This window comes from Pseudomonas sp. PA1(2017), from assembly GCF_001945375.1.
GTDB lineage: Bacteria > Pseudomonadota > Gammaproteobacteria > Pseudomonadales > Pseudomonadaceae > Aquipseudomonas.
The window spans coordinates 557,734-582,842 of record NZ_MSXU01000015.1 but is presented as its reverse complement, the minus strand read 5'-3'; the positions used below and the strand labels follow the sequence as shown (position 1 = coordinate 582,842).

The following is a 25,109-nucleotide window of genomic DNA, read 5'->3' as shown; positions in this document are numbered from 1 at the left end:
CGGGCTGCAGTGGTAGCCCGGGTCGAGCCTGCGATACCCGGGGTGACTTCCCGCCTACCGCAGCCTGGCGCCGTTACAGCGCCGGGTCGCCTTTGTCGTTCGCGGAACTGGCGGCTTTGCGGCCTGGGGCCAGGTCGCTGTCGGACGGGCCGTCACCTTTGGGATCGACGCTCAGCTCGCTGGCCCACAAGGCCAGTGGCACGGGCGTTGACGGCTGCCAGATGCGCTGCCAGAGCAGGGCCAGGCGCTGCATGTCGCCGCGTTCCGAAGGCCAGCGCTCGATATAAGGTTGCACCTGCCAGGCGCCGTTCTGCCAATGGGCGAAGTCGAAGCGGAACGGGTGAAAGCCGGTCATGCCCAGGCGGATATCGGTGACCACCAGGTGATCGCCGATGCGGTCGTAACGCAGCACGTCATTGGTGAACCACTTCAGGCGCTGGTGGGCGTGGGAATCGTCCAGGGCCTGGCCCAGCGCCGCACCGCGCGGCATGCGCTCCAGTACTGGCGGCGCACTGTCGAACCAGCCAACCAGCGCTTCGTGATAATCCTCGCCCTCGATGGCCACCACGCGCCACAGCAGCGTGTTGAAGGGTGTCGGCGAGCTGAAGATGGCCTCGGCTTCGATACCCTGGCGCGCCAGTTCCTGCTCCACGCGATGTTCGGCCATGTACTTGCCGCCCAGGGTCGAGGCGAGATAGACCGTGGAAAACGCCAGGGCCCAGTTGACCACCGGGTTGGCCTTATCCTTCAAACCAGCGATCAGCCCGTAGATCACCGCGCCCAGCAGCGGCAGGCTGTAGATCGGGTCGATGATGAAGATGCTCGACCAGGCCGCCGGCGTCGGCGCGAACGGCCAGAGTAGTTGCGTGCCGTAACTGGTGAAAGCATCGAGAAGGGGATGGGTGATCAACACCAGCCAGATGGCCAGGAACAATCGCCGTGACGAGTAGCCGGGGTTGGGCCGCCATTGTCGCAGCAGCCAGGTCAGCAGCAGGGCGAAGCCGGTCAGCACGAACAGCGAGTGGCTGAAGCCGCGGTGGTAGGTCATCGCCGCCACCGAGTCGCCGTAGTCGATGACCACGTCGAGATCCGGCAGGGTGCCCAAGACGGCGCCGTACAACAGGGCCTTGCGGCCCTGCCAGCGCCCCAACAGCGCGCCCTGGATGCTGGCGCCGAGTACGGCTTGGGTGATCGAATCCATGGGTGTTCTCGCAGGCTGGGAGGGCGGGTCGCTTAACTTACTTGAGCGCCTCAAGGGGCGTAGAGGGAAATTTCAAGCAAAGGTTTCAGCCATGCTGGCGTCTACCCTGGGCTATCCTGCACGCCCACTCGAAACAAGGCGCCCCATGCTGGTCATCTCCAACAGCGTTCATCTGCCAGACGACGAAGTCGAACTCACCGCCATCCGCGCCCAGGGCGCGGGCGGGCAGAACGTCAACAAGGTGTCCAGCGCCATGCACCTGCGCTTCGACAGCCAGGCGTCCTCACTGCCGCCGTTCTACAAGGAGCGGCTGCTGGCCCTGCGTGACAGCCGCATCACCGCCGATGGCGTGGTGATCATCAAGGCCCAGCAATACCGCACCCAGGAACAGAACCGCGCCGATGCCTTGGAGCGCCTGGCCGAACTGATTCGCTTGGCCGGCAAGACCGAAAAGGCCCGGCGCCCGACCAAACCGACCCTCGGCTCGAAGAAGCGCCGGCTGGAAGGCAAGGCCAAGCGTGGGGCGATCAAGGCGGGCAGGGGCAGGGTCGACTTCTGAGAGCCTGCTCATAATCGTTCAGCCCGGGCTCGCGGATTTTGGCAGCTAACTGGCGGTATCGGATGTAGGGTGGATGACGCTTTTTTCATCCACCATTGCGGGTTTCGGAGCTGTGGGCGGGGCGGTCTGCGTAGGTGAAGCGTCAGCTACGCGCCCCGATCCACCCTACGAGCCAAGCCTGCTTCGGTGGCAGCCGCGACCTCGCGGCGATTCGCTCAGGCACCGCCGAAATAGGCAGTCAGGCTGCAATCGTTTCGCCCCGAGGTCGGGGCTCCCACAGGTCGGTTTTAGTGGCTGCTTCTGCCTTGTAGTTGCTGCTTCAGGCGTATAAAGGTCGTGAACAGGCTCTGAGCCGAGCACTTAGTCCCACTGCGGCGCGAAGTCCGGATTGGCCAGGCGTTCGCCGCGCTCCAGTCCGGCGATGGCGGCCATGTCCTGGTCGCTGAGGGTGAGCTTCAAGGCGCCGAGGTTGCTCTCCAGGTTGGCGCGTTTGGTCGACGAGGGGATTACCGCGAAGCCCTGTTGTAGCGCCCAGGCCAGTGCAACCTGCGCCGGGTTGGCGGCATGCCGGCTGGCGATTTCCTGGATCACCGGATCGGTCATCACCTTGCCATAGGCCAGTGGCATGTAGGCGGTCAGGTGAATGCCGTGTTCCTGGGCGAATTCGACCACCTTGCGATTCTGCAGGAACGGATGGATCTCAACCTGGTGGGTGGCGATCTGGTCCGCGCCGACCACTTCCATAGCCTGCTGCAGGTGCGCGTTGGTGAAGTTGGAAACGCCCAGCTGCGCGGTTAGGCCGGCAGCCTTGGCTTCCAGCAGGGCGGCCATGTATTCGGCGACCTGGAGTTCATCGTCTGGCGACGGCCAGTGAATCAGCGTCAGGTCGACCTGCTCCATACGCAGCTTGTGCAGGCTCTCCTTGAGGCTGGGGATCAGCTTGTCGGCGCCCAGGTTGTCGACCCAGATCTTGGTGGTGACGAACAGTTCGCTGCGCGGCACGCCGCCATCGGCGATGGCCTGGCCAACCTCGGCTTCGTTGCCGTAGATCTGTGCCGTATCGATATGCCGGTAGCCGAGCTCCAGGCCATTGCGTACCGAGTCGATGACCTGCTGGTCCTTGAGGCGGTAGGTGCCGAGGCCGAGGGCGGGAATCTGTGGCATGGGAGTCTCCTGTGAAATGAACGACTGTCTGTAGCTGACAGCACTGCCCAGCGCTTGTTGCGCTGGATTGGCGAGTGAGTATGGAACGTGGACTTGTGCAGAAAAACCGCGTTTCATGGCAAACATATTTGCTGCCCGGTCACGAATGCCGCCATGAAAACCTCCCTCGACGAACTCCTCGCGTTTAGCACCGTGGTCGCCGCCGGCTCGATCAGCGCCGCCGCCCAGCAACTGGGGCAGACCGCTTCGGGCATCAGCCGCGCCCTCAGCCGGCTGGAGGAGAAGCTTGATGTCACCCTGCTGCAGCGCACCACCCGGCGCCTGGAGCTGACCGAGGAGGGCCAGGCTTTTCTGCTCCAGGCGCGGCGCATCCTCGCCAGCGTCGAGGAGGCCGAAGAACAGATGCGCGTGCGCCGGCAAACGCCAGCCGGGCGGCTGCGCGTCAACGCTGCGGCGCCGTTCGTGCTGCATGCCGTGGTGCCGCTGATCAAGGGGTTTCGCGAGCGCTACCCGAACATCGAACTGGAGCTGCACAGCAGCGACCAGATCATCGACCTCATCGAGCAGCGCACCGACGTGGCCATCCGTATCGGCCAATTGCGCGACTCGACCCTGCATGCGCGGCCGCTGGGCAGCAGCCGGTTGCGGGTGCTGGCCAGCCCTTCATACCTGGCCGCCCATGGCGCGCCCGCTAGCGTCGCCGCGCTGCAAGGCCATAGCCTGCTAGGCTTCACCCAGCCCGACAGCCTCAACCGTTGGCCACTGCGCCACGCCGGGGGCGAAAGCCTGGACATCGTGCCGACCTTGCAGGCCTCCAGCGGCGAAACGCTGCGGCAGTTGGCGCTGGAGGGCGTGGGGATTGTCTGCCTGGCGGACTTCATGACCCACCTCGACCGCAGCCGTGGCGACCTGGTGCAGGTGCTCGCCGAGCACACCGTGGAGGTTCGCCAGCCGATCCACGCCGTGTACTACCGCAACACGGCGCTAACCTCGCGCATCACCTGTTTTCTCGATTACCTGAGCAGCGAGTTGGGCACCATGGACTGAGCTTTTGGTTAATGGAGAAAGGCCTTTGCTCAGGGGCGGCCGATGCGGCTGCAGGCCGCGCAATTACAGGCGTGTAGGGGAGGGCGAGCGGGCAGCAGATATAGGCGGAACTGGCTGTGTGCCACACGGGTCTAGGATGATGGTTGATAAGGAGATACCAAAATGACCAAATCCCCGTTCTTTCGTCGCTTGGCTGCCATGCTGGCAGTGTTCCATGTCCTGATGATCGCCCAGGTTCCACTCGCCAATGCCGCGATGATCGGCACGGGTGAAGTGCTGACCGAGCAGCAACAGCAGGTCGACCGTCAGCAACTGATGTCGATGCTCGATGATCAACAGGTCAAGGACAAGCTGCTCGCCATGGGTGTGGAGCGTGATCAGGTAGAGAACCGCATCAACAACCTGACCAGTGCCGAACTCGCGCAATTCAACCAGCAACTGTCTGAAGCCCCGGCCGGTGCCGGCGTGGTCGGCGTGATCGTGTTGTTCTTGGTGATCTTCATCATCACCGATATGCTCTGCGCCACCGACATCTTCAGTTTCGTGAAATGCATAAATCGCTAAGACTGCTCTCCGTTTCACTTCTGATCGTTCTGCTCAGTGCATGCGCCAGGTCTCCGGTGTTGTCACCGGAGGCCCAGCGCCTGCCTGAGCGGGTCGAGCTCAGCAGCGTTCCCTTCTATCCGCAGAGCGCTTACCAATGTGGGCCGGCCGCCCTGGCGACCATGCTCAACCAGCGCGGTGTGCTGACCACGCCGGGCTTCCTGCAGGATCAGGTCTACATTCCTGGCCGCGAAGGCAGCCTGCAGGTCGAGATGGTCGCCGCGGCGCGATCTCACGATCTGCTCGTCTACCCGCTCAAGCCGAAGCTCGACTCGCTGCTCGCCGAGGTCGCTGCCGGCAACCCCGTGCTGGTGCTGCAGAATTTGGGCTTCGACTGGTACCCACAGTGGCATTTCGCGGTGCTGGTGGGCTACGACCGTCGTGAGGAGAAACTCATCCTGCGCTCTGGCACCACCCGCCGCTGGGTGACCGAATTCGCCGCCTTCGACAAGACCTGGGCCCGTGGCAATCGTTGGGCCGTGGTCACCGTGCCGCCCGATACCCTGCCCGCCACTGCCGAGCCGACCGTATGGCTCAAAGCCGCGGCGGATCTGGAAGAGGTTGGCCGCAAGGACGTTGCCCAGCACGCTTACCGCACCGCGACCCAGCGCTGGCCCGAACAGGCCGTGGGCTGGTTCGCCCTGGCCAACAGCCGCTATGCCGGTGGTGACCTGCGCGGCGCCGAAGCGGCGTTTCGCGAGAGCGTCAGCCGCCAGGCGGATTTCGCGCCCGGCTGGTTCAACCTGTCCCAGGTGCTCGACGAGCGCGGCTGCAAGGCCGAAGCCGCCAGCGCCCGCCAGTGCGCCCAGCGCCTGAAGCCGGACGACAAGCGCTTCAGCGTCATCGGCAAGCAGGGCACCGCCAGTGAGCAGTGCGCTGCGCCCGTGGCCTGTCCGGTTCAGTAGCGCTACTTGCGGGAAAACCAACGGCGCTCATCGAGCGCCGTTTTTTGTTTGTGTCGAAAATAGAGTAGGGCAACTCCCTAATAGTCGGAAGCGGCTTAATTGTGGGAGCGAGCTCCCACGGAGATCACCGCTCCCCATAATTGACCGTAGGATGGGTCGAGTGAAGCGATACCCAGGAATTTCCGGCAGCCTCGCGCCAAGGGGCAGGGCATCCAAACCCACCAAATCAAAAAAACTCAGTTTTTTTAGTCAGTTAGCGAAAAAAGGTGTTGACTCTTTTTCGCCGCTCCGTAGAATGCGCACCCACAGCAGGCACATAGCTCAGTTGGTTAGAGCACCACCTTGACATGGTGGGGGTCGTTGGTTCGAATCCAATTGTGCCTACCAAATTCTTTAAATGGTCGCTTCGGCGGCCATTTTTTTTGCTCGTCGTTTTTGCGTTCCCGTCGCGGGTTGCGCCCGGTGCTTCGGAATTTCTCGAAGATGGCCGGTTTGCCTTGTCAGGCCCGCGCGATTCTGAAAGCATCCACCGTTTCACATCCTCCAGTGACTGCGGTTCGTTCTCGGTTGGCCTCACGGCCCCTGCCTCTGTATGGCAGATACGCCACCGGATCGCTTACTGGCTCATCCCAACCCATGTGGCCTTTGGTAGAGGTCACCACTAGGAGAGGAGGCGCCATGCCCACCATTACTCTTCCCGATGGCAGTCAGCGTTCGTTCGATCACCCGGTATCCGTACTCGAGGTGGCGCAATCCATTGGCGCCGGTCTGGCCAAGGCCACCGTTGCCGGCAAGGTCGACGGCCGTCTGGTCGACGCCTGCGACCTGATCGAAAACGATGCGACCCTGCAGATCATCACGCCGAAGGACCAGGAGGGTGTCGAGATCATCCGCCACTCCTGCGCCCACCTGGTCGGTCACGCGGTCAAGCAGCTGTACCCGACTGCGCGCATGGTCATTGGTCCGGTCATCGACGATGGCTTCTATTACGACATCGCCTACGAGCGCCCCTTCACGCCTGAAGACGTGACCGCCATCGAAGCGCGCATGAAAGAGCTGATCGACAAGGATTACGACGTCATCAAGAAGGTGACGCCGCGTGCCGAAGTCATCGACGTGTTCAAGTCCCGTGGCGAAGACTACAAGCTGCGCCTGGTCGACGACATGCCGGACGAACAGGCCATGGGCTTGTACTATCACGAGGAGTACGTGGACATGTGCCGCGGCCCGCACGTGCCCAACACCCGCTTCCTCAAGGCGTTCAAGCTGACCAAGCTGTCCGGCGCTTATTGGCGTGGCGACGCCAAGAACGAGCAGCTGCAGCGCGTCTACGGCACCGCCTGGGCGGACAAGAAGCAGCTGGCGGCCTACATCCAGCGCATCGAAGAAGCCGAGAAGCGCGACCACCGCAAGATCGGCAAGCAGCTCGACCTGTTCCACCTGCAGGAAGAAGCGCCGGGCATGGTGTTCTGGCACGCCAACGGCTGGACCGTCTACCAGGTGCTCGAGCAGTACATGCGCCAGGTGCAGCGCGAGAACGGTTACTCGGAAATCAAGACCCCACAGGTCGTCGATCGCATCCTTTGGGAGCGCTCCGGTCACTGGTCCAACTACGCCGAGAACATGTTCACTACCTCGTCGGAAAGCCGTGACTACGCGGTGAAGCCGATGAACTGCCCGTGCCACGTGCAGGTGTTCAACCAGGGCTTGAAGTCCTACCGTGACCTGCCACTGCGCCTCGCCGAGTTCGGTGCTTGCCACCGTAACGAGCCGTCCGGCGCGCTGCACGGCATCATGCGCGTGCGTGGCTTCGTGCAGGACGATGCGCACATCTTCTGCACCGAAGAACAGGTGAAGAAAGAAGCGGCCGATTTCATCAAGCTGACCCTGGACGTCTACAAGGACTTCGGCTTCACCGACATCGCCATGAAGCTGTCGACTCGCCCGGCCAAGCGCGTGGGTTCCGAAGAGTTGTGGGATCGCGCCGAAGGCGCCCTGGCCGATGCGCTGAACGAATCCGGCCTGGAGTGGGAATACCAGCCGGGCGAGGGCGCGTTCTACGGTCCGAAGATCGAGTTCACCCTGCGCGACTGCCTCGGCCGTAACTGGCAGTGCGGTACCCTGCAGTACGACCCGAACCTGCCGGAGCGTCTCGACGCCAGCTACATCGCCGAAGACAACAGCCGTGTGCGCCCGGTCATGCTGCACCGTGCCATCCTCGGTTCGTTCGAGCGCTTCATCGGCATGCTGATCGAGCACTATGCCGGCGTGTTCCCGGCGTGGCTGGCGCCGACCCAGGCGGTGATCATGAACATCACCGACAAGCAGGCCGATTTCGCCCTCGAAGTCGAAAAAACGTTGAATCAAAACGGATTTCGTGCCAAGTCGGACTTGAGGAACGAGAAGATTGGCTTTAAAATCCGCGAGCATACTTTGCTCAAGGTTCCCTATCTGCTGGTGATCGGCGATCGGGAAGTCGAGACAAGAACTGTCGCTGTGCGCACTCGTGAGGGTGCCGATCTGGGCTCCATGCCCGTCGCTCAATTCACTGAATTGCTCGCGCAAGCGGTTTCCCGGCGTGGTCGCCAAGAATTGGAGTAATCATTATTAAGCGTGATATGAGACAAGATAAACGAGGCGCCCCGAAGGCTCCGATCAACGAGAATATCTCGGCACGCGAGGTTCGGTTAATTGGCGCTGACGGTGAGCAAATTGGCATCGTCTCTATTGATGAAGCGCTTAGGATCGCTGAAGAGGCCAAGCTGGACCTGGTAGAAATCTCTGCCGACGCCCAGCCGCCTGTGTGCAGGATCATGGACTACGGCAAGCACCTCTTCGAGAAGAAGAAGCAAGCTGCCATTGCCAAGAAGAACCAGCACCAGCAGCAGATCAAGGAAATCAAGTTTCGTCCAGGGACGGAAGAAGGGGATTACCAGGTAAAACTACGCAACCTGGTACGTTTCCTGATGGAAGGGGACAAGGCCAAGATCTCTCTGAGATTCCGTGGTCGTGAGATGGCCCACCAGGAGCTGGGTATGGAACTGTTGAAGCGGGTCGAAGCCGACCTGGCCGAACACGGTACCGTCGAACAGCATCCTAAGATGGAAGGACGCCAGCTAATGATGGTCATCGCTCCCAAACGCAAGAAATAACCTCCAGGGCACGGCAGGCCTTATGGTTATCTATATCAACTGAATGCGGAGTTACGAACATGCCAAAGATGAAAACCAAGAGCGGCGCTGCCAAGCGCTTTCTCAAAACGGCTGCGGGCTTCAAGCACAAGCATGCTTTCAAGAGCCACATCCTGACCAAGATGTCCACCAAGCGTAAGCGTCAACTTCGCGGTAGCGAACTGATGCATCCGTCGGACAAGGCAAAAGTCGAGCGCATGCTGCGCGTTCGTTAATCTCGGTCAAGATAGAGGAAATTACTCATGGCTCGTGTTAAGCGTGGCGTTATCGCTCGTGCTCGTCACAAAAAAATCCTGAAACTGGCTAAAGGCTACTACGGCGCACGTTCGCGTGTATTCCGTGTTGCCAAGCAGGCTGTCATCAAGGCGGGTCAATACGCCTACCGTGACCGTCGCCAGAAGAAGCGTCAGTTCCGCGCTCTGTGGATCGCTCGTATCAACGCTGGTGCTCGCATCAACGGTCTGTCCTACAGCCGTCTGATCGCTGGCCTGAAAAAAGCGTCGATCGAAATCGACCGCAAGGTTCTGGCTGATCTGGCAGTGAACGAAAAAGCGGCGTTTGCTGCGATTGTCGAGAAAGCGAAAGCCGTACTGGCTTAAGTCCCCGACAATCACCGGGTTTCCCGGTGCACTAGAGGCGACAGGCGTAACCCGCAGGTCGACTCTAAACGTCATCGACAGGGGAAGAGCCTTCAAGCTCTTCCCCTGTTTCGTATCTGGAGTCTGTAAATGGAAAATCTGGATGTGCTGGTCTCGCAAGCGCTCGAGGCTGTCAGTCACACCGACGATGTGAACGCCCTGGAACAACTGCGGGTTCACTATCTGGGCAAGAAAGGCGAGCTGACCCAGGTCATGAAGACTCTGGGCAACCTGTCTGCCGAAGAACGCCCCAAGGCGGGCGCGCTGATCAACTCGGCCAAGGAGCGCGTCCAGGACGCCCTCAACAGCCGTAAAGAGATTCTCGAGTCGGCGGCCCTGAGTGCCAAGCTCGCTGCCGAACGTATCGATGTCACCCTGCCGGGCCGCGGCCAGGCTTCCGGTGGCTTGCATCCGGTTACCCGTACCCTGGAGCGCGTAGAGCAGTTCTTTACCCGCATTGGTTACGGCATCGCCGAAGGCCCCGAAGTGGAGAACGACTACCACAACTTCGAGGCGCTCAACATTCCGGGCCACCACCCGGCGCGTGCCATGCACGACACCTTCTATTTCAACGCCAACATGCTGCTGCGCACCCATACCTCGCCGGTACAGGTACGCACCATGGAAGCCCAGCAGCCGCCGATCCGTATCGTCTGCCCGGGTCGCGTGTACCGTTGCGATTCCGATATCACCCACTCGCCAATGTTCCACCAGGTCGAAGGCCTGTTCGTGGACGAAGGCGTGAGCTTCGCCGACCTCAAGGGCACCATCGAGGAATTCCTCCGCGTGTTCTTCGAGAAGCCCTTGGGCGTGCGTTTCCGTCCTTCCTTCTTCCCGTTCACCGAGCCTTCGGCCGAAGTCGACATGCAGTGCGTGATGTGCAGCGGCAAAGGCTGCCGCGTGTGCAAGCAGACCGGCTGGCTGGAAGTGATGGGCTGCGGCATGGTGCACCCCAACGTGCTGCGCATGAGCGGCATCGACCCGGAAAAATACTCCGGCTTCGCCTTTGGCATGGGCGTCGAGCGCCTGGCCATGCTGCGCTACGGCGTCAACGATCTACGGCTGTTCTTCGATAACGACCTGCGGTTCCTGGCGCAATTTCGCTAGCCCCCAGCAGTTTCGTAATCGAATTCGATCAGGAGAACAGACAACATGAAATTCAGTGAACAGTGGCTGCGCAGCTGGGTGAGCCCCCAGGCTAGCCGTGACGAACTGGTCGCGCGCCTGTCCATGGCCGGCCTGGAAGTCGACAGCGTCAGCCCCGTGGCCGGTGCCTTCAGCGGCGTGATCGTCGGTGAAGTGCTGAGCACCGAGCAGCACCCCGATGCCGACAAGCTTCGCGTGTGCCAGGTCAGCAACGGCAGCGAAACCTTCCAGGTGGTGTGTGGCGCGCCTAACGTGCGCCCCGGCTTGAAGATCCCGTTCGCCACCATCGGCGCCGAGCTGCCCGGCGACTTCAAGATCAAGAAGGCCAAGCTGCGCGGCGTCGAGTCCAACGGCATGCTCTGCTCGGCCTCCGAGCTGCAGATCAGCGAAGACAACGACGGCCTGCTGGAACTGCCGGCCGATGCGCCGGTAGGCCAAGACATCCGCGAGTACTTCGAACTCAACGACGTCAGCATCGAGGTCGACCTGACCCCCAACCGCGGTGACTGCCTGTCCCTGGCCGGCCTGGCCCGTGAAGTCGGCGCGCTGTACGACGCCCCGGTCACCCGCCCGCAAATCGCTGCGGTCGCCCCGGCCCACGATGAAGTGCGCCCGGTCGACGTGCTGGCTCCGCAAGCCTGCCCGCGTTACCTGGGCCGCGTGGTGCGCAACGTCGACCTGTCCAAGCCGACCCCGCGCTGGATGGTCGAGCGCCTGCGCCGCGCCGATGTACGCAGCATCGATGCCGCCGTCGACGTCACCAACTACGTGATGCTCGAACTCGGCCAGCCGATGCACGCCTTCGACCTGAACGTGATCCAGGGCGGCATTCGCGTGCGCATGGCCGAAGAGGGCGAGAAGCTGGTGCTGCTCGACGGCCAGGAAGTCACCCTGCGTGCCGACACCCTGGTAATCGCCGACCACCAGCGCGCCCTGGCCATCGCCGGCGTTATGGGCGGCGAGCACAGTGGCGTCAGTGACACCACCCGTGATCTGTTCCTGGAAAGCGCCTTTTTCGACACCATCGCCGTGGCCGGCAAGGCCCGTTCCTATGGCCTGCACACCGACTCCTCGCACCGCTTCGAGCGTGGCGTGGACTCGCAACTGGCCCGCGAAGCCATGGAGCGCGCCACCGCGCTGCTGCTGGAGATCGTTGGCGGCGAAGCCGGCCCGATCATCGAAGCGGTCGACCCGGCACAACTGCCGAACGTTGCGCCGATCAGCCTGCGTGCCGAGCGCGTCGAGCAGATGCTCGGCCTCAAGCTCGACGACGAACTGATCGTCAAGCTGCTGGGTGCCCTGGGCCTCAGCGTCGAAGGCGGAGCAGGGCAGTGGCAGGTCAAGGTGCCGAGCCACCGCTTCGACATCAGCCTGGAAGTCGACCTGATCGAAGAGCTGGCCCGCCTCTACGGCTACAACCGCCTGCCGGTGCGTTACCCGCAAGCGCGCCTGGCGCCGCAGACCAAGGCCGAGGCCGTCGCCGACCTGCCGGTGCTGCGCCGCCTGCTGGTGGCCCGTGGTTACCAGGAAGCGATCACCTACAGCTTCATCGATCCCAAGCTGTTCGAGCTGTTCAGCCCGGGCGTCAAGCCGCTGACCCTGGCCAACCCGATCTCCGCCGACATGGCCGCCATGCGCGCCTCGCTGTGGCCGGGCCTGGTCAAGGCGGTGGAGCACAACCTCAACCGCCAGCAGTCGCGGGTGCGCCTGTTCGAAAGCGGCCTGCGCTTCGTCGGCCAGCTGGACGAGCTCAAGCAGGAGCCGATGCTCGCCGGCGTGATCACCGGCAGTCGCCTGCCGGAAAGCTGGGCCCATGGCCGTGACAGCGTCGACTTCTTCGACGCCAAGGCCGACGTGGAAGCGCTGCTGGCCGCCGCAGGCGACGCCGCCAGCTTCGCCTTCGTGCCGGGCGAGCACAGTGCCCTGCACCCGGGCCAGACCGCCCGCATCGAGCGCGAGGGGCGCCTGGTCGGTTACCTGGGTGCCATCCACCCGGAACTGGCCAAGACCCTCGGCCTGGATCAGCCGCTGTTCCTGTTCGAGCTGCTGCTGAGCGAAATCACCGCAGGCCGCATGCCGGCGTTCAAGGAGCTGTCGCGCTTCCCCGAAGTGCGTCGCGACCTGGCGTTGCTGGTCGACCGTGACGTGCCGGCCCAGAACCTGCTGGCCGACATTCGCGAGCAGGCCGGCGAGTGGCTCACCGACCTCAGGTTGTTTGATGTTTATCAGGGTAAAGGTATTGATCCGCTTAGAAAAAGCCTAGCGGTCGGCTTGACCTGGCAGCATCCATCGCGCACTCTAAATGACGATGAGGTGAGCACCGCCACGCAAAACATCCTCACCTCCCTGGAACAAAGGTTCAACGCCACGTTAAGGAACTAGCGTATGGGGGCACTGACGAAAGCTGAGATGGCCGAACGTCTGTACGATGAGCTGGGCCTGAACAAGCGAGAAGCCAAGGAACTGGTGGAGCTCTTCTTCGAAGAAATCCGCCAGGCACTGGAACTCAATGAGCAGGTGAAGCTCTCAGGCTTCGGTAACTTCGATCTGCGCGATAAGCGTCAGCGCCCCGGTCGTAATCCAAAAACAGGGGAGGAGATCCCGATCACGGCCCGCCGTGTCGTGACCTTCCGCCCCGGCCAGAAGCTCAAAGCCAGGGTTGAAGCCTATGCTGGAACCAAGTCATAACGACGAACTGCCTGTCATACCCGGCAAGCGGTACTTCACCATCGGCGAGGTCAGTGAACTCTGTGCGGTCAAACCGCACGTGCTTCGTTACTGGGAGCAGGAGTTTCCACAGCTCAACCCGGTCAAGCGTCGCGGCAACCGTCGGTATTACCAGCGCCAGGACGTGTTGATGATCCGCCAGATCCGCGCCTTGCTGTACGACCAGGGCTTCACCATCGGTGGCGCACGCCTGCGCCTGACCGGCGAAGAAGCCAAGGACGACACTACCCAGTACAAGCAACTCATCAAGCAGATGATCGCCGAGCTGGAGGATGTACTCCACGTCCTGCGCAAATGAATTTGTAGAAAAACCTTCCACAATTCAGATGCTTAGTTTATAGTCTCTCCCGCTTTCGGCTAACGCCAAAGGCACCAGCAACACCCGTCGGGGCGTAGCGCAGCCCGGTAGCGCACTTGCATGGGGTGCAAGGGGTCGAGTGTTCGAATCACTCCGTCCCGACCAAAATACCCTAGAAAATCCAGTCACTTAGCGGTGGCTGGATTTTTTTATGGGCGCTTCACACGTAGAAGCGTAGGGACTTTTGCGGGACTTTTTTCATCCTGCCATTCTCCTCAAAATTGTCAGGGCCGGACCGCGCGAGTCGGTGGCCGAAATCCTGTTGGCTTCATCGATCAGTTTGCCCAGCTCGGCGGCTGAGTAGTGACTGGTGATGCTACCGTTCTTGTGCCCCAGCAGAGCCTTCCTGTCTTCCTCCGTTACCCCAGCTGCCCGAAGTCTTCGGCCGAAGGTGTGCTTCAGATCGTGAACGCGGATCGAAGCAAATCCAGCTGGGGCAGGGCGCATAAAACACTCCTGGAACTTCTTCGCTGCTCTGACCCTGGCTTTCTTCCATGCCGAATCGTTCATCCGGTGAACGGGAGTGGCCTTGCCGTTTTGATCGGGTTGTCCGTAAGGAAATACCCAAACCGGATCAAGCCCACGCTGTCCCTCGATGACCGACTTGGCTACGTTGTTGAGTACAACGAGGCGCTCGTCGCCGTTCTTGACCCCGGAGCTCTCATGCCGGCCACCAAAATCCGCCGGTATAAGAAATACGCTGGTGTTGAGCTCAGGAATCGGTATCTCCCAATCCCAGCGAAGCTTCACAACCTCCTGTTCGCGTGAGCCGCTGTTGACCTTGTACAGGGCCATGCGGCGCAAATGATCAGGCAGTTCGGCGAAGAGAATCGACTGCTCTTCCCAGGACATCGGGTAGGGCATGCGTCTGGTTTTCTTCTCTTCCAGCTTGGTGATCATCGGTACTACGTCGAGCCAGGGACGCTTCTGCTCATCACGCCATTTTCGGGCGCACAGGTTCAGAATGCGTATGACGCGCTCCAGGGCGATGTTCACCGTGCGGTGTGAAACGCCAGGCTTCAACTTGCCATCGCTGGTTCTGCTGCTCTTGAGTCGATCCCTTATGTAGGGAGCCAGGGTCTCATCGTCGACATGAGTCAGAGGCTGGTCGCCAATATACGGATCCAACTGCTCCAGATAGATGGCCGTGAGGCCTATCGACGGCTGATCCTTGTACTCGATCAGGTAACGCGTAGCGGCTTCCCGCCAGGTTCTGATCGTGCGGACGCCATAAATCTTCTGTTCCCGGAGCTTTTCCAGCTTGTGTATCAGGTATTGCTCTGCCTCCTTCCTATCGCTTGATCCAGTGCTTTCCTGAATTCGCTGACCTCTGAAGACCTTGTCGATGTGCCAGATCCCGTTCCTTTTGTAGAGGCCGCTAATGGTTTTTCGCGCCATGGTTTTTCTCCTTGGCGCTCGCTGCGGGAGTGATCATGTCCCTTGGCACCTTCCTTTTCAATGATGGCCCGGTCGATGTAGGCGTCTGCCCAGGCATCCAACTCTTTGCGATCAAAGCCGATGCCTTGCACTCCAATGCGGAATTCCCGCACGTAAGGCCGGACGGTTTTGTTGAATTCTGTGCGGCACATGCCGAGGTAGGCGGGGGCCGCACTGGCTCGCAGGATTCGGGGTGGGCAGGTGATCAAGCGTGCGGCTATCTGTTCAGATGATGCGGGCATGAATGTCGCCTCCTTATCGGCCCTGATCCGTGCTGCAGATGCTGTCCGCTGCTCGCTGGGCGAACAACGTGGTGGAGGGGGCTGCGGAGGGTTTGGTACAAGAATCGTTTTGGCTCGGTTTGACCTGATGGATCGTGGCGTATTGCCTGTCGCTGGCTGGTACGGTGATATCAGGCTTAAGGATTTATGCGTGTCTTCCGAAGAGGTATCCCAGCAACCTAGTTCCAGTCCTGGTGGCCCAGTCAGTCGTGAGGATATGTACGCAGAGGTGTGGCGGTTTCCCATGACCAAGATCGCGGATCACCACCGTGTTTCCTCCAGCTTCTTGGCGCGCGTGTGCACCCGCATGGATGTTCCGCGGCCGCCGCGTGGGCACTGGGTAAAGCTGGAGAATGGAGTGCCCAGTCCTCAGCCACCCCTGCCTGAGGCTGGACCTGGTGATCTGCAGGTTTGGCGCAGGGGACATGCTCTTGGTGCTGTTTCTCGACCTGTGCCGAAGGCACCTGTACCGCGCAAAATCAAACCCGAGCAGCTCCGTATATCGCGATTAAGGCAGCATCCTGTTGTCGTGGGGGCGTATGAGGTCTTTGAGCAGGGACGCGTCATCGATCAAGGGTTCCTCAAGCCCGGGAGACAGCGCCTGGTGGATGTCGTTGTGACCAAGCCTCAGCTTGAGCCTGCCCTAAAGCTGGCGAATCAGCTGTTTCTCAAGCTGGAGGCTGCCGGCCATCGCGTGATGTTTGCACCAAGTGACCGAATCTATGCTCGGGCCTCGTTTGATGAACATGAACACCCACCCAAGAAACCAAGGCACCGGCATCCGGCGTTGTGGTCACCCTCCAAGCCCACAGTGGTCTTCGTCGGGACGGTTGCCATTGGGCTGACGTTGTTTGAGATGACTGAGGAGCTGGAGGCCCGCTACATCGATGGCAAGTACGTCCCCACCTCCAAGATACCGTCGCAGCAAATGCGCCGCTTAAGCTCAACCTGGAACTGGTCGACGCGCATGGACTTTGCGACCGGCCGCCTATGTATAAGAGCGTTCTCGCCATATCCGTGGACTGATTGGTCTCAGAGTTGGAAGGAGGCTAAGCAAAGCTCGCTCCGTGGCCAACTGGATGAGATCGTCCAGCAGCTCACGGACGCCGCGCCTGTAATTGCCCGATTGGTAGAGGAGGCCGAGGAGCAGGCCAGAATTCGGCAGCAGGAGGGGATGGAGCAGATTCGCCGGCGTGAGGAGAGAGAGCGGATTCGACTCGAGCATGAGGCAAAGGAGCAGGCGAAAACTGATTTATTGAGTGCCATCAAGCATTGGGATGACATAAAGCGGATCCAGGCCTTTTTCAGTGATGCGGAGAGCTCCGTATCGAATCTGTCCGAAACCGAGCGATGCATTGCTATGGACAAGCTCGCCCAGGCACGTGAGCTTGTTGGTGAGCTGGATGCGCTCAAGGCGTTGCTGGAGTGGAAGGGGCCTCAAGAGCGCTGAGCTTGGTTCTTTCCAGATTTGCATTACCCACCGTCAGTCGTGCATTGAGGCGACTGAAAAGTCGCTGCTAATGTCTTCGCTTAACCTGTTACAGAACCTCGCACTCAGGCAGAATTCCCGGTTCCAGCTTCAGGGAAGATCTCATGATTGCTTCATTGCAAAGTGCTGCCGCGCATATTCGCCAAGCTGTTCGTGTCGCTACCGAAGGCTTGGTCGGGCGTGAACAACTGGCTGAGCTGATTGTTCTATCCGCCGTTGCCCAAGAACACATCTTGGTGATCGGCCCGCCGGGCACCGCAAAAAGCGCTGTGGTGCGTCGGGTTGCGCAATCCATGGGTGGGCGCTATTTCGAATACCTGTTGGGCCGTTTTACCGAGCCATCGGAACTGTTCGGTGCGGTAGACCTAAAAAAGCTGCGCGAAGGCACGGTGGAAACTGACGTCAGCGGCATGCTGCCCGAAGCCGATATTGTGTTTCTCGATGAGGTCTTCCTGGGATCTACAGCAATCCTCAATACGCTGCTGGGGGTCCTCAACGAGCGACGTTTTCGTCGAGGCCATACTCAGATCCAGTGCCCGCTGCGGGTCTGTGTCGGCGCAGCAAATAGCCTGCCGGACGACGAGGCCCTAGCGGCATTCGGTGATCGCTTTCTATTGCATCTATTTGTCGAGTCAGTACCGGATAATCAGCTGGAGGCGATGTTAGCTGGGGGGTGGCAATCCGAGCAGCGGCCGGTTCAGCAACTGCTTGGTTTGAGTCAACTGGACACCCTCAGTCAGGCGTTGAAGCAGGTCGACCTTACTCTGGTTCGCCCTTCCCTGGCCCAGGCCATCCGACGTCTGCGTGAAGCCGGCATCCAATTGTCGGATCGACGCATCGTCAAATCCCAACGGTTGATCGCTGCTGCGGCTTTGCTCGGCGGGCGTCTTGAAGCCACTGACGCTGATCTGTGGCCGCTGTTATACGTATTACCAACCAAGGAAGCCCAGCAGCATGGCCGCGAAGTTCTGCGCGAAATCTTCGCGCAGTCCAGTAATAGCCATTTGTTCAGCGCTGTGGAGGAGGCGACCTTACAACCGATGTCACGGCTCAATCGTCTGCTGGAAACGGCTGAGGAATACCTGGCGAGTAGCGAACCGCCAGCCAATTCGTTGCTTGAAGGCCTGCTACGAGAGATCGATGCCAACTTCAATAGCGAAACCATGCCCGCGCGGTTGCAGGAACTACGAGGGCAAATGGCCGGCCTTTTGAAGCCCTCGACATGAGTGTTTTGGTAATGGGCTGGACCTGGCGACCTCGCCTGGCGCCTGCCGAACCCCAGGCTGCCGTGGCCTGGGGAGATACCGCACGACGCCTGCATGCAAGGTTGTTGCTGATTCCAATCGAGCAGGCAGGACGCTTACAAGCTACGGCCAACCGCGACGTGATAGTGGTATCGGGTGTTGCCAGCGATCTACCCTGGGTCGACGGTGTGGAATATGCGGCAGCGGATCAACGTGCGCCAGAGCTATGGTTGCCTACTAGTTGGGAGCCTGAGGTGCCGGCCGATCTGCTTGGCCAGGCGCTGTCGGCGCGTTTCACACGCTCCCCACTGTTGCTGTGGCGCGAGCCATCGGTAGTGATTCCCCTGGATCGACAACTTCCGGTGACCCCGCAGCATTTGCAGAAAATCCATGCTTATTGGGCAGGAATTTGATGCAGTTACCTGAAGCCCTGCACCCGTGGCGTCAATGGTTGGAATGGTTTGCGCCCGAGCAATTGCCGCTGTTCGTCGACCTGCTGGGTCGGCTCAATCTGGTGTTGGGGCCATTGCGCGGACAGCATCAGGGTGGCGTGCCCGAGCCCGATGGCTTGGGTGACCTGCAGCGCCGTGGTCCCTATGAGCGGCTGTTGTCCAGCGAATGGCTGCTGGCCGACGAGTTGCCCGACGAATTCCTGCGCCGGGCGGCGGTGGGTGAGCATATGTTCCTTGCTCCGCAGCACCGCGCGCACCAGGCCAACCGGCTGATTGTCGTGTTGTTTGATGCCGGTCCCTTGCAATTGGGTGCGGCGCGGCTTGTTCACCTCGCTTTGCTGATCTTGCTCGCGCGGCGCGCTCTGGAGGCCGGCGCTGAGTTGCGCTGGGGCATTTTGCAAGACGCGCCTCGGCTCTATGAGTTCGATAGCACGGAGCAACTCAAGCGCTTGCTTAACGCCCGCACCTGGCAATTGGTGGGCGACGAACACTGGCATGCCTGGCGTGCCTGGTTGGCCGAACAGCAACAGGATGCGGGGGAATGTTGGATGGTGGGTCAGCGTTTGCCCGACACCGACAGCCGGTCCTGCACCCACCGGGTTCATCTGCACCGCAGCCTTGACGGTCGAAGCCTGTCCTTTGAAATGCACGCGGCGACTACCCGGCGTGTGTCGCTGCCGATGCCTGACGAGCGTTTGGCCTTGCAGTTGCTCAAAGGTCAGTTTGATGGCCAGGTGGTGGTTGCGCCATCGTTTAAAAATAGTGTGCCGCGTGTCGCCGTGACATTGCCACCTGTGATTTCCAGTGCTGGCACCCATGTGGCAATGAAAATGCTTGATCAGGCTGGCATGGTGGTGATCAAGCTGCCAGCCCAAAATCAGAAAAAGCCTTTGGAAATCCGCCGCAGCCTCTGGAGCGCCGGGCGGGTGCCTCTGACCGTAACCTTCCTGAATCGCAACCCCGGCGCGGTGTTGAGTGACGAGCAGCATCTGTCGTTCTGGAATATGCCTGGCCTCATACCCGTCTATAAGCCCAGTCGCGAAGAGTTACAGTTACCGCCCGGCACCGCCACATTGTTACCTGTGGCTTGGTTACGCAGCCGCTCGTCCTGTCGCCTGTTCATGTTGGATACCTTGGGCCATTTGGCCTATTGGACGGCAAAAACTCGAGGAGCTCCTGCCCAGCCGCAGCCTGGGAAAACCCATCGTCTGGCCAGTGGGGTTCTGGGTATGGCCAAGGTCGACAGCGAAACAATGGCCTATGTGCGCAATGATGGTGGCCGCTTGTACGCCCATTCGATCAATGCCGATGGGGCCGTATCTGCGCCACACGTAGTTGGTGTCGCTGAAGGCGTTAGCCAAGTGCTGTTTGCCGCCAGTTCGCTCTGGCGCCGGTCTTTTGGTGGTTGTGCGCTGCTCTCGGTTGATAATGGCAGCGAAAGCTGGCGGATAATTTCGGCTGCCAGTCACATAGAACAGATGGAACGCATCGACCTAGCCAAGGGCTGGAAGGGTTTGGGTTTGCTGCTGCAAGAGGGTGATGAGCACTATTCCTTGATACTGCTTAGCCCCAATCAGCAAACCATCGCCCTGTACTGCGGCGGGCAGCAGCGAGTCTTATTCACGACTTCCAGTGCCATTGCCAAGGTTAGCTTCTGCCCCATGAGTGGCCTTGTCGCCGCTTTGACCAGCGCCCGTGAGCTGCTGGTGTACTCAGTTCGCTTGGATAGCATGCGCCTGCAAGTGTTCTGTAACCAGGTACCGGAAAAGCACAAGGACGGTGCTGATGCTTGAGTCCGACGAGGTATTGATTCGCCGTCCGATCCTTACCGGTCATCAACAGATCGAAGGGTTGTGGTTTTCCTTCGAGCGTTTTGATGAATTCGAACGTGTGCGCTTGATTATTGATCAGTGGCAAAGCGGCGCCAGCGTCTACCGTTTTGCCGAAGGCGATTTGGTGCGTTTCTGCCAACCGGTTTCGGTTCAATGCGAAACACTAGTCGGGTGGCCGCTGGTACGTCAGGGCCGGGCCTTATGTTCCGCACTGCTTGATCCGGAGGAGATGCGCAGCTTGCCCGTCGGTGATCTCTGGCTCGTACGCGGCAGCCACGTCTGTGCCTTGCAGTTGCGCGACGCCATGCCGCTTGCGCCGGGGCATTGGATCGACGTTAGTGGTTACACCTTGCTGGATACCTATGACTGTCGCAGTACTCTACCGGATCCGGTGCTGGAGCCGCTCGTGGTGTCAACCGATGTACGAGAAATCCTTGGCGGCGGGTTGGGGCCAGTTAGCCCTGAGAGAGAGGCGGTGATGCAAGCGCTGCTTGAGCGCCAGCGCAATACTCCAAAAAAACTATCCCCTAAAGCCAGCACGAGCGCGCCAGCGGACAGCGGCTGGACGAGTACCGAAAAGCCTACAAGTACCTGGTTGAAGCTCAGTGTGTGTTTTGTAGTGGTGGCGGCCGTGTTCTGGATAGGGGGGCACGACAATAAACAGGATCTCTACAAGGCGTCGGCAAGCCCGGTGACAACTGTATGGACCGAAATAGGCGGCTTGCTGATGGGAACACTGATCAGCGCGCTACTGTTCACTCTTTTGCTGATTGGCGTGCGCAAGTTACTGAGGCGTACACCTGTGCAAGGCAAGGCGTCGCAACCTTCGGTACAGCCACCGCTTGCATCGCGTGCCAAGCCCGTACAGCACAAGTCCGCTGCGTGGCGTCGTTGGTTGACCCGCCTGACCCTGCATTCACGCCTTTCCGCGCTGTATGGCAGGCGCCAAGCCGCGTATATGCGCCGCATGCTGGAGATGTTCGAGAACGGGGATCTAGAAGAAGCACTGCGCCATGCCATCCCCTTGGGCAGTGGGCAGAGTGTCGGCGAGCAAGAGTTCGGTACGCCACAGCGGCGTCAGGAGTTGGTGGTCAATCAGCACACCGGGCCTACTCGCTCCATGATGTTCGAGCAAGATCTGGAGTCGCACCTGAGACAAATCTACCGCCACACCTTTGAACGTCTGGATCGTGAGGGGCGTATCGAAGAAGCGGTGTTCGTTCTTGCTGAGCTGCTCAAGGTGCGCCAGGAATCCCTCGATTACTTGGAAAAACACGGACGTCACCAGCAAGCGGCCGACCTTGCTCTGGCGTGGGATATGCCGGCAGCAGTGATCGTGCGTCTGTTGTGTCTGGCCGACAACTGGCAGCGCGCGTTGCTGGTGGCACGTCGTGACGATGCCTTTGCCGATGCGGTGGTGATGCTGCAGGACAGGTGGCCCGAGAGCGCCGACCGTCTGCGCCTGGAGTGGGCTGAGTCCTTGACCGGCAAGGGCCTTTGGCTGCAAGCCGTGGATGTAATCTGGAGCCTGCCGGCCGAGCGTGAGCGGGCCGCCCAATGGTTGCTCAATGCCGAAGCCGCCGGCGGACGTCTGGCCGTTGGTGCGTTAGTCAAACGAGCGATACTGTTGCCCGATACCTTGGTGGCCTACGGAGTTTGGGTCGAGCAACTACGTGATGATCCCCAGCGCTTTACCGAGCGTGCTGTCCTGGCCGAAACCTTGCTGCTGCACAAGAATCAGACGGAAGCCCTGGCATGGCTTACCCGCGCCACAATACACGCCATCATTGCCGATCAGGCCTGCGGTCGTGGGCGGTTAACCCAGAGTCAGCTACAGACGCTGGTCAAGATGAGCAAGGACAAACTATTGCAAGCTGATCTGCCTGCTAAGGCGTTGGCACGTCCTTCTGACTTGTCTCTGCGCAGCGTCGACTCGACTCTCGAATTGACCGCGCCGGTGATGGGGAGTCGGGCCATTCTCGATGCAGTGCCGCTGGACGATTCACGTTACTTGCTGGCGCTGGGGGAGGCCGGGGCGTTGGTGATCGATGCAGTTGGCAAGACGCTATTTCATTTCCCGGTACCTGCGCAGGCCATCGTCTTGGCCCACAGCCGGCAGATGGCGCTGGTTCTGGCCCGCCGCGGCGACGTCTGGCGTATCAGCAAATTGGATATGGTCAACCGTACCGCGACGGGTCTAGGCGTGCAGATGCTCGACGTATTCGCCAAGTCATTCGATGGCTCGGCTTGGACCATCGGCCGCGGCCATCAGTTGCGGGTAGTGGACGTCGATCGCGGGTTTGAAAACCTGTGGCATGTCAGTGACTTACCTGGCCGAATCGTGAGCATGCATGACAATGCACATGGAGAGTTTCTGTGGTTGGTAGATCCTGAGCAGGGCAGCCAGCTATGGCACTATCGCCTACCCGATCGCCGACTGCTAAGCCGCGAGCCTATCCCCGCGAGGATTCGTGAGGACGGCTACCAGCTGTTTAGTGCATCCAGCGAAGTCACTGAGTTCTGGATCAAGTCCGAGGGGCAGGACGATCCAATTCTTGTGCTGGAACAGCGTGGCAATCGCAAGGGCTATCATTTGCCGGGTTGCGTCGAAGGGTTTGCCGATGACGATCCGCTGCGTCTGTTTCTGTTCGAACACTGGCTGTTGATCGGCTATGTCGTTGCTGACCAAGACACCCGCTGGCATTTCATCCATAACAGCAGTGACCGCCTCTGCGCCACGCTGCAATGGCCGCTGCACGGTGTGCAAGTGCGCTGTCTGGGCGCTGACTGGTTGCTATTCGACCACCAGGGCCGACTGAGCCATATCAACGTTGATGATGCGAGTCAGCGCAATCTTTCCCTTAACTAACTGACTCCGTTGCGGTAATCAGCGACCGTATCGTTCTTGACTAGCTCTTGTTTATCTATTGGCTCAAATATGATCCATTAATTTTCTTGGGCTAGATTGGTCAGGTGGGCGCGTCGGCATGTCCTGATCTTCATACTCAAGCGCGTGATCTTGTTGGTGAGTTGGATGTGACACAGGGATTGCTGGAGTTGAAGAGGCCTCGAGAGCGCTGAGACTGATGTTGTCTGGTTTACGAAATGCGGAAAATGCTCACTGATGGTGAGCATTTTCTGGATTTTATAAACCTGTCGACCCGGAGGTATGTGCCTGCCCCTTGGTATGTATTCAACGTCCGTGACGTCGACCGATGCCTGCATCAGTCGAGGCGCTTGCGGATTTCGTTGAATGCCCGCTGAATTATTCTCTGCTGATTGGGATCGATCTCAAGTTCATTGCATAGTGAAGACCACCCAGAGAGCACATCAAGGGTCTGCTCGATGTAAAGATCCGGATCCAGATAGCGGAAAGCAGAGCAGACTTGTTTGAGGTTTTTACGAGTTGCCAGTCCGGAGCCGTTGAAAGAGGTAGTGTGCTCGTCCGCGAAACCCTGGACAGGGGCATAGGTCAGGTCATAGGCCGGAGCTAACGTCCACCGTCCTTGGTCGTGCAGGAATGCGAAGTTCTTGGCGTGATCATCATGGTTGTGGGTCAGCGCATTAAAAACCATGAGTCTTGCCATGCGCTCTACCTCCGCTGCATGGTTGGTGACCGCGTGGGTTGTTTTCAAGAGATCTGAATAGTCCAGTGAGGGCACGCGGTGATCTGCATAGAGAATACCGCTGGCAGTCATCATGTGGAGTTTGCTATTGCCGTGTCGGTCGAAACGTTGGGCAGCAAAGAATCGCTCGGTGCCGTTTGCAGAGCTGACTGTGAGCAAGTCGCTCGCAGCCATCTTCACTCCAGCGCGTTCTGCCAAGAGCGCGTAGGCATATTCGATGGTGCCGGTATCACGATGTTCGGTTGGTGATCGGAATTTCACTAGCCAGTGTTGGTAGCCGGCTGGGAGCTGCTGGAAAGATGTATTGCATTGTTTTCTGTCTGGGGACAGTGCAACGACGACCTTGGGGCGAGCGCCGGCAGGGGAGCCACCAGCGAGGCGCAGAGCATCAAGAATGGACGAGGTTTCTCCTTCGTAGACCGCCTGGGACTCCTGATAGAGCTGGGCCAGATCAATATCATCTTCACCGGTGGCGTGCTCAAGCACCGGGCGATATTCCAGTGCACCCATGCCCCTGTCCGCCATGTAAGCCAGCCGATCGAGCGGGGAAATGTGTCTACGGTCTATGCCATGACTGGCAAGGAAATAACGATCCATTAGGAGCATGCCCCATCCGTCCGGAAGGGAGTCGGCAAGCGCGCCTGGTAGGCCTGCGAAAAGGACTGGATCAGCAGCTTTCTGGGGTTGGGTTGTAAAGTCCATGTTCAGGGGCGACAGGTTGAAGCCTTGCGCCACCCACTGTGGGTGATAGGCAAAGTAGATTCCCTGTCGGCTGGCGACCAGCTCCCCGACCGGTGTGCCGGCGAGCAATACCTCTACGGCGTTGATGGATTTCATTGGCGCCCCCGGGTACGTCCTGTTTGTTTGATTTCTTCAAGCGAGACAGGCCGCTCATGCTTGAACAGTTCAGCGATTTGGCGTGTTGCACCAAGTGCTGTAGCGATGAGCACAAGAGCATCAAGGGTGATCTGCCCAGTGGACTCGAATCGCTTGATGGTCGATTCTGAAACACCCGCCATCTTCGCCAAGGATTTGCGGGAGAGGTTCTGTGCGAGTCGCGCTTCTCGAGCGTTGGCGCCGATCTTCTGGGCCAGTTCGCCTGGAGCGAGCAGAGAATGGGTTAGGGCCAAGGATAAGCCTCGTATAATGGTTCATTTTAGGTCCATTATAGGCCATTATCACTTTTATTGGTTCAAATATGGCCCATTG

Annotated in this window: 23 protein-coding genes and 2 tRNA genes; 20 read left to right on the top strand and 5 right to left on the bottom strand. The window is 59.9% G+C overall.

Annotation, left to right across the window (positions count from 1 at the left end):
• Positions 1–73: 73 nt before the first annotated feature.
• Positions 74–1,201, bottom strand: a complete 1,128-nt coding sequence (locus BVH01_RS23285) for a metal-dependent hydrolase (RefSeq protein WP_075932581.1) — start codon at positions 1,199–1,201, stop codon at positions 74–76.
• Between the two features lie 145 nt (positions 1,202–1,346).
• Between BVH01_RS23285 and arfB the strand changes: the two genes are divergently transcribed.
• Positions 1,347–1,760 (top strand): alternative ribosome rescue aminoacyl-tRNA hydrolase ArfB, encoded by a 414-nt coding sequence (gene arfB, locus BVH01_RS23280; RefSeq protein ID WP_075932580.1) that lies wholly within the window; start codon positions 1,347–1,349, stop codon positions 1,758–1,760.
• A 360-nt stretch (positions 1,761–2,120) separates the two neighbouring features.
• On the opposite strand, the gene dkgB is transcribed toward arfB, so the two are convergent.
• Positions 2,121–2,924 carry a 2,5-didehydrogluconate reductase DkgB gene (dkgB, locus tag BVH01_RS23275; RefSeq protein ID WP_075932579.1) on the bottom strand — a complete coding sequence of 268 codons (804 nt, stop codon included), beginning with the start codon at positions 2,922–2,924 and terminating at the stop codon, positions 2,121–2,123.
• A 153-nt stretch (positions 2,925–3,077) separates the two neighbouring features.
• Between dkgB and BVH01_RS23270 the strand changes: the two genes are divergently transcribed.
• The 13 genes from BVH01_RS23270 (at position 3,078) to BVH01_RS23210 (ending at position 13,644) form a co-directional block, all read left to right on the top strand.
• Positions 3,078–3,971 carry a LysR substrate-binding domain-containing protein gene (locus tag BVH01_RS23270; protein WP_075932578.1) on the top strand — a complete coding sequence of 298 codons (894 nt, stop codon included), beginning with the start codon at positions 3,078–3,080 and terminating at the stop codon, positions 3,969–3,971.
• 162 nt (positions 3,972–4,133) lie between these two features.
• The gene (locus BVH01_RS23265) at positions 4,134–4,535 is read left to right on the top strand and encodes a PA2779 family protein (RefSeq protein ID WP_075932577.1); all 402 of its coding nucleotides are present in this window, start codon (positions 4,134–4,136) and stop codon (positions 4,533–4,535) included.
• On the top strand, positions 4,520–5,479 hold the full coding sequence (locus tag BVH01_RS23260) for a PA2778 family cysteine peptidase (protein WP_075932576.1): 960 nt from the start codon (positions 4,520–4,522) through the stop codon (positions 5,477–5,479). Before BVH01_RS23265 ends, BVH01_RS23260 begins: the two co-directional genes overlap by 16 nt.
• Before the next feature lie 310 nt (positions 5,480–5,789).
• Positions 5,790–5,866: transfer RNA gene (locus tag BVH01_RS23255), tRNA-Val, on the top strand.
• A gap of 291 nt (positions 5,867–6,157) precedes the next feature.
• Positions 6,158–8,080, top strand: coding sequence for a threonine--tRNA ligase (thrS, locus tag BVH01_RS23250; RefSeq protein ID WP_075932575.1), 1,923 nt, complete (start codon positions 6,158–6,160; stop codon positions 8,078–8,080).
• Positions 8,080–8,631, top strand: a complete 552-nt coding sequence (infC, locus tag BVH01_RS23245; protein WP_170833973.1) for a translation initiation factor IF-3 — start codon at positions 8,080–8,082, stop codon at positions 8,629–8,631. The genes thrS and infC overlap by 1 nt, the downstream gene beginning before the upstream one ends.
• Positions 8,632–8,690: 59 nt before the next feature.
• Complete coding sequence (rpmI, locus tag BVH01_RS23240; protein ID WP_013791845.1) at positions 8,691–8,885, top strand: 50S ribosomal protein L35; 195 nt, start codon at positions 8,691–8,693, stop codon at positions 8,883–8,885.
• Between the two features lie 27 nt (positions 8,886–8,912).
• Entirely contained in the window at positions 8,913–9,269 is a 357-nt protein-coding gene (gene rplT, locus BVH01_RS23235) for a 50S ribosomal protein L20 (protein ID WP_013791844.1), read from the top strand.
• A 129-nt stretch (positions 9,270–9,398) separates the two neighbouring features.
• The gene (gene pheS, locus BVH01_RS23230; RefSeq protein ID WP_013791843.1) at positions 9,399–10,415 is read left to right on the top strand and encodes a phenylalanine--tRNA ligase subunit alpha; all 1,017 of its coding nucleotides are present in this window, start codon (positions 9,399–9,401) and stop codon (positions 10,413–10,415) included.
• Positions 10,416–10,460: 45 nt separating this feature from the next.
• Positions 10,461–12,836 carry a phenylalanine--tRNA ligase subunit beta gene (pheT, locus tag BVH01_RS23225; RefSeq protein WP_075932574.1) on the top strand — a complete coding sequence of 792 codons (2,376 nt, stop codon included), beginning with the start codon at positions 10,461–10,463 and terminating at the stop codon, positions 12,834–12,836.
• 3 nt (positions 12,837–12,839) lie between these two features.
• A complete protein-coding gene (gene ihfA / locus BVH01_RS23220; protein ID WP_013791841.1) occupies positions 12,840–13,142 on the top strand; it encodes an integration host factor subunit alpha in 303 nt (100 codons plus the stop codon).
• Positions 13,123–13,479 (top strand): MerR family transcriptional regulator, encoded by a 357-nt coding sequence (locus BVH01_RS23215; RefSeq protein WP_013791840.1) that lies wholly within the window; start codon positions 13,123–13,125, stop codon positions 13,477–13,479. The genes ihfA and BVH01_RS23215 overlap by 20 nt, the downstream gene beginning before the upstream one ends.
• A gap of 88 nt (positions 13,480–13,567) precedes the next feature.
• A tRNA-Pro gene (locus BVH01_RS23210) sits at positions 13,568–13,644 on the top strand.
• A 93-nt stretch (positions 13,645–13,737) separates the two neighbouring features.
• On the opposite strand, the gene BVH01_RS23205 is transcribed toward BVH01_RS23210, so the two are convergent.
• Positions 13,738–14,937, bottom strand: coding sequence for a tyrosine-type recombinase/integrase (locus BVH01_RS23205; RefSeq protein WP_075932573.1), 1,200 nt, complete (start codon positions 14,935–14,937; stop codon positions 13,738–13,740).
• A 35-nt stretch (positions 14,938–14,972) separates the two neighbouring features.
• Between BVH01_RS23205 and BVH01_RS24750 the strand changes: the two genes are divergently transcribed.
• The 6 genes from BVH01_RS24750 (at position 14,973) to BVH01_RS23170 (ending at position 23,143) form a co-directional block, all read left to right on the top strand.
• Complete coding sequence (locus BVH01_RS24750) at positions 14,973–15,209, top strand: hypothetical protein (protein ID WP_075932572.1); 237 nt, start codon at positions 14,973–14,975, stop codon at positions 15,207–15,209.
• 292 nt (positions 15,210–15,501) lie between these two features.
• Entirely contained in the window at positions 15,502–16,707 is a 1,206-nt protein-coding gene (locus tag BVH01_RS23190) for a hypothetical protein (RefSeq protein ID WP_256562824.1), read from the top strand.
• 143 nt (positions 16,708–16,850) lie between these two features.
• Positions 16,851–17,972 carry an AAA family ATPase gene (locus BVH01_RS23185; protein ID WP_075932570.1) on the top strand — a complete coding sequence of 374 codons (1,122 nt, stop codon included), beginning with the start codon at positions 16,851–16,853 and terminating at the stop codon, positions 17,970–17,972.
• Entirely contained in the window at positions 17,969–18,403 is a 435-nt protein-coding gene (locus BVH01_RS23180) for a hypothetical protein (RefSeq protein ID WP_075932569.1), read from the top strand. The genes BVH01_RS23185 and BVH01_RS23180 overlap by 4 nt, the downstream gene beginning before the upstream one ends.
• Positions 18,403–20,235 (top strand): hypothetical protein, encoded by a 1,833-nt coding sequence (locus BVH01_RS23175; RefSeq protein ID WP_075932568.1) that lies wholly within the window; start codon positions 18,403–18,405, stop codon positions 20,233–20,235. Before BVH01_RS23180 ends, BVH01_RS23175 begins: the two co-directional genes overlap by 1 nt.
• Positions 20,228–23,143 carry a bpX6 domain-containing protein gene (locus BVH01_RS23170; protein WP_075932567.1) on the top strand — a complete coding sequence of 972 codons (2,916 nt, stop codon included), beginning with the start codon at positions 20,228–20,230 and terminating at the stop codon, positions 23,141–23,143. Before BVH01_RS23175 ends, BVH01_RS23170 begins: the two co-directional genes overlap by 8 nt.
• Before the next feature lie 355 nt (positions 23,144–23,498).
• On the opposite strand, the gene BVH01_RS23160 is transcribed toward BVH01_RS23170, so the two are convergent.
• Together BVH01_RS23160 and BVH01_RS23155 are read right to left on the bottom strand one after the other, a co-directional pair.
• On the bottom strand, positions 23,499–24,737 hold the full coding sequence (locus BVH01_RS23160; RefSeq protein ID WP_075932565.1) for a type II toxin-antitoxin system HipA family toxin: 1,239 nt from the start codon (positions 24,735–24,737) through the stop codon (positions 23,499–23,501).
• Positions 24,734–25,030, bottom strand: coding sequence for a helix-turn-helix domain-containing protein (locus tag BVH01_RS23155; protein ID WP_017679281.1), 297 nt, complete (start codon positions 25,028–25,030; stop codon positions 24,734–24,736). The genes BVH01_RS23160 and BVH01_RS23155 overlap by 4 nt, the downstream gene beginning before the upstream one ends.
• Positions 25,031–25,109: the final 79 nt, after the last annotated feature.

Bases quoted from the DNA above. Each gene is read 5' to 3' on its own strand.
- BVH01_RS23285 (WP_075932581.1), bottom strand. From the start codon at position 1,201: ATGGATTCGATCACCCAAGCCGTACTCGGCGCCAGCATCCAGGGCGCG.
- arfB (WP_075932580.1), top strand. From the start codon at position 1,347: ATGCTGGTCATCTCCAACAGCGTTCATCTGCCAGACGACGAAGTCGAA.
- dkgB (WP_075932579.1), bottom strand. From the start codon at position 2,924: ATGCCACAGATTCCCGCCCTCGGCCTCGGCACCTACCGCCTCAAGGAC.
- BVH01_RS23270 (WP_075932578.1), top strand. From the start codon at position 3,078: ATGAAAACCTCCCTCGACGAACTCCTCGCGTTTAGCACCGTGGTCGCC.
- BVH01_RS23265 (WP_075932577.1), top strand. From the start codon at position 4,134: ATGACCAAATCCCCGTTCTTTCGTCGCTTGGCTGCCATGCTGGCAGTG.
- BVH01_RS23260 (WP_075932576.1), top strand. From the start codon at position 4,520: ATGCATAAATCGCTAAGACTGCTCTCCGTTTCACTTCTGATCGTTCTG.
- thrS (WP_075932575.1), top strand. From the start codon at position 6,158: ATGCCCACCATTACTCTTCCCGATGGCAGTCAGCGTTCGTTCGATCAC.
- rpmI (WP_013791845.1), top strand. From the start codon at position 8,691: ATGCCAAAGATGAAAACCAAGAGCGGCGCTGCCAAGCGCTTTCTCAAA.
- rplT (WP_013791844.1), top strand. From the start codon at position 8,913: ATGGCTCGTGTTAAGCGTGGCGTTATCGCTCGTGCTCGTCACAAAAAA.
- pheS (WP_013791843.1), top strand. From the start codon at position 9,399: ATGGAAAATCTGGATGTGCTGGTCTCGCAAGCGCTCGAGGCTGTCAGT.
- pheT (WP_075932574.1), top strand. From the start codon at position 10,461: ATGAAATTCAGTGAACAGTGGCTGCGCAGCTGGGTGAGCCCCCAGGCT.
- ihfA (WP_013791841.1), top strand. From the start codon at position 12,840: ATGGGGGCACTGACGAAAGCTGAGATGGCCGAACGTCTGTACGATGAG.
- BVH01_RS23215 (WP_013791840.1), top strand. From the start codon at position 13,123: ATGCTGGAACCAAGTCATAACGACGAACTGCCTGTCATACCCGGCAAG.
- BVH01_RS23205 (WP_075932573.1), bottom strand. From the start codon at position 14,937: ATGGCGCGAAAAACCATTAGCGGCCTCTACAAAAGGAACGGGATCTGG.
- BVH01_RS24750 (WP_075932572.1), top strand. From the start codon at position 14,973: ATGTCCCTTGGCACCTTCCTTTTCAATGATGGCCCGGTCGATGTAGGC.
- BVH01_RS23190 (WP_256562824.1), top strand. From the start codon at position 15,502: ATGACCAAGATCGCGGATCACCACCGTGTTTCCTCCAGCTTCTTGGCG.
- BVH01_RS23185 (WP_075932570.1), top strand. From the start codon at position 16,851: ATGATTGCTTCATTGCAAAGTGCTGCCGCGCATATTCGCCAAGCTGTT.
- BVH01_RS23180 (WP_075932569.1), top strand. From the start codon at position 17,969: ATGAGTGTTTTGGTAATGGGCTGGACCTGGCGACCTCGCCTGGCGCCT.
- BVH01_RS23175 (WP_075932568.1), top strand. From the start codon at position 18,403: ATGCAGTTACCTGAAGCCCTGCACCCGTGGCGTCAATGGTTGGAATGG.
- BVH01_RS23170 (WP_075932567.1), top strand. From the start codon at position 20,228: ATGCTTGAGTCCGACGAGGTATTGATTCGCCGTCCGATCCTTACCGGT.
- BVH01_RS23160 (WP_075932565.1), bottom strand. From the start codon at position 24,737: ATGAAATCCATCAACGCCGTAGAGGTATTGCTCGCCGGCACACCGGTC.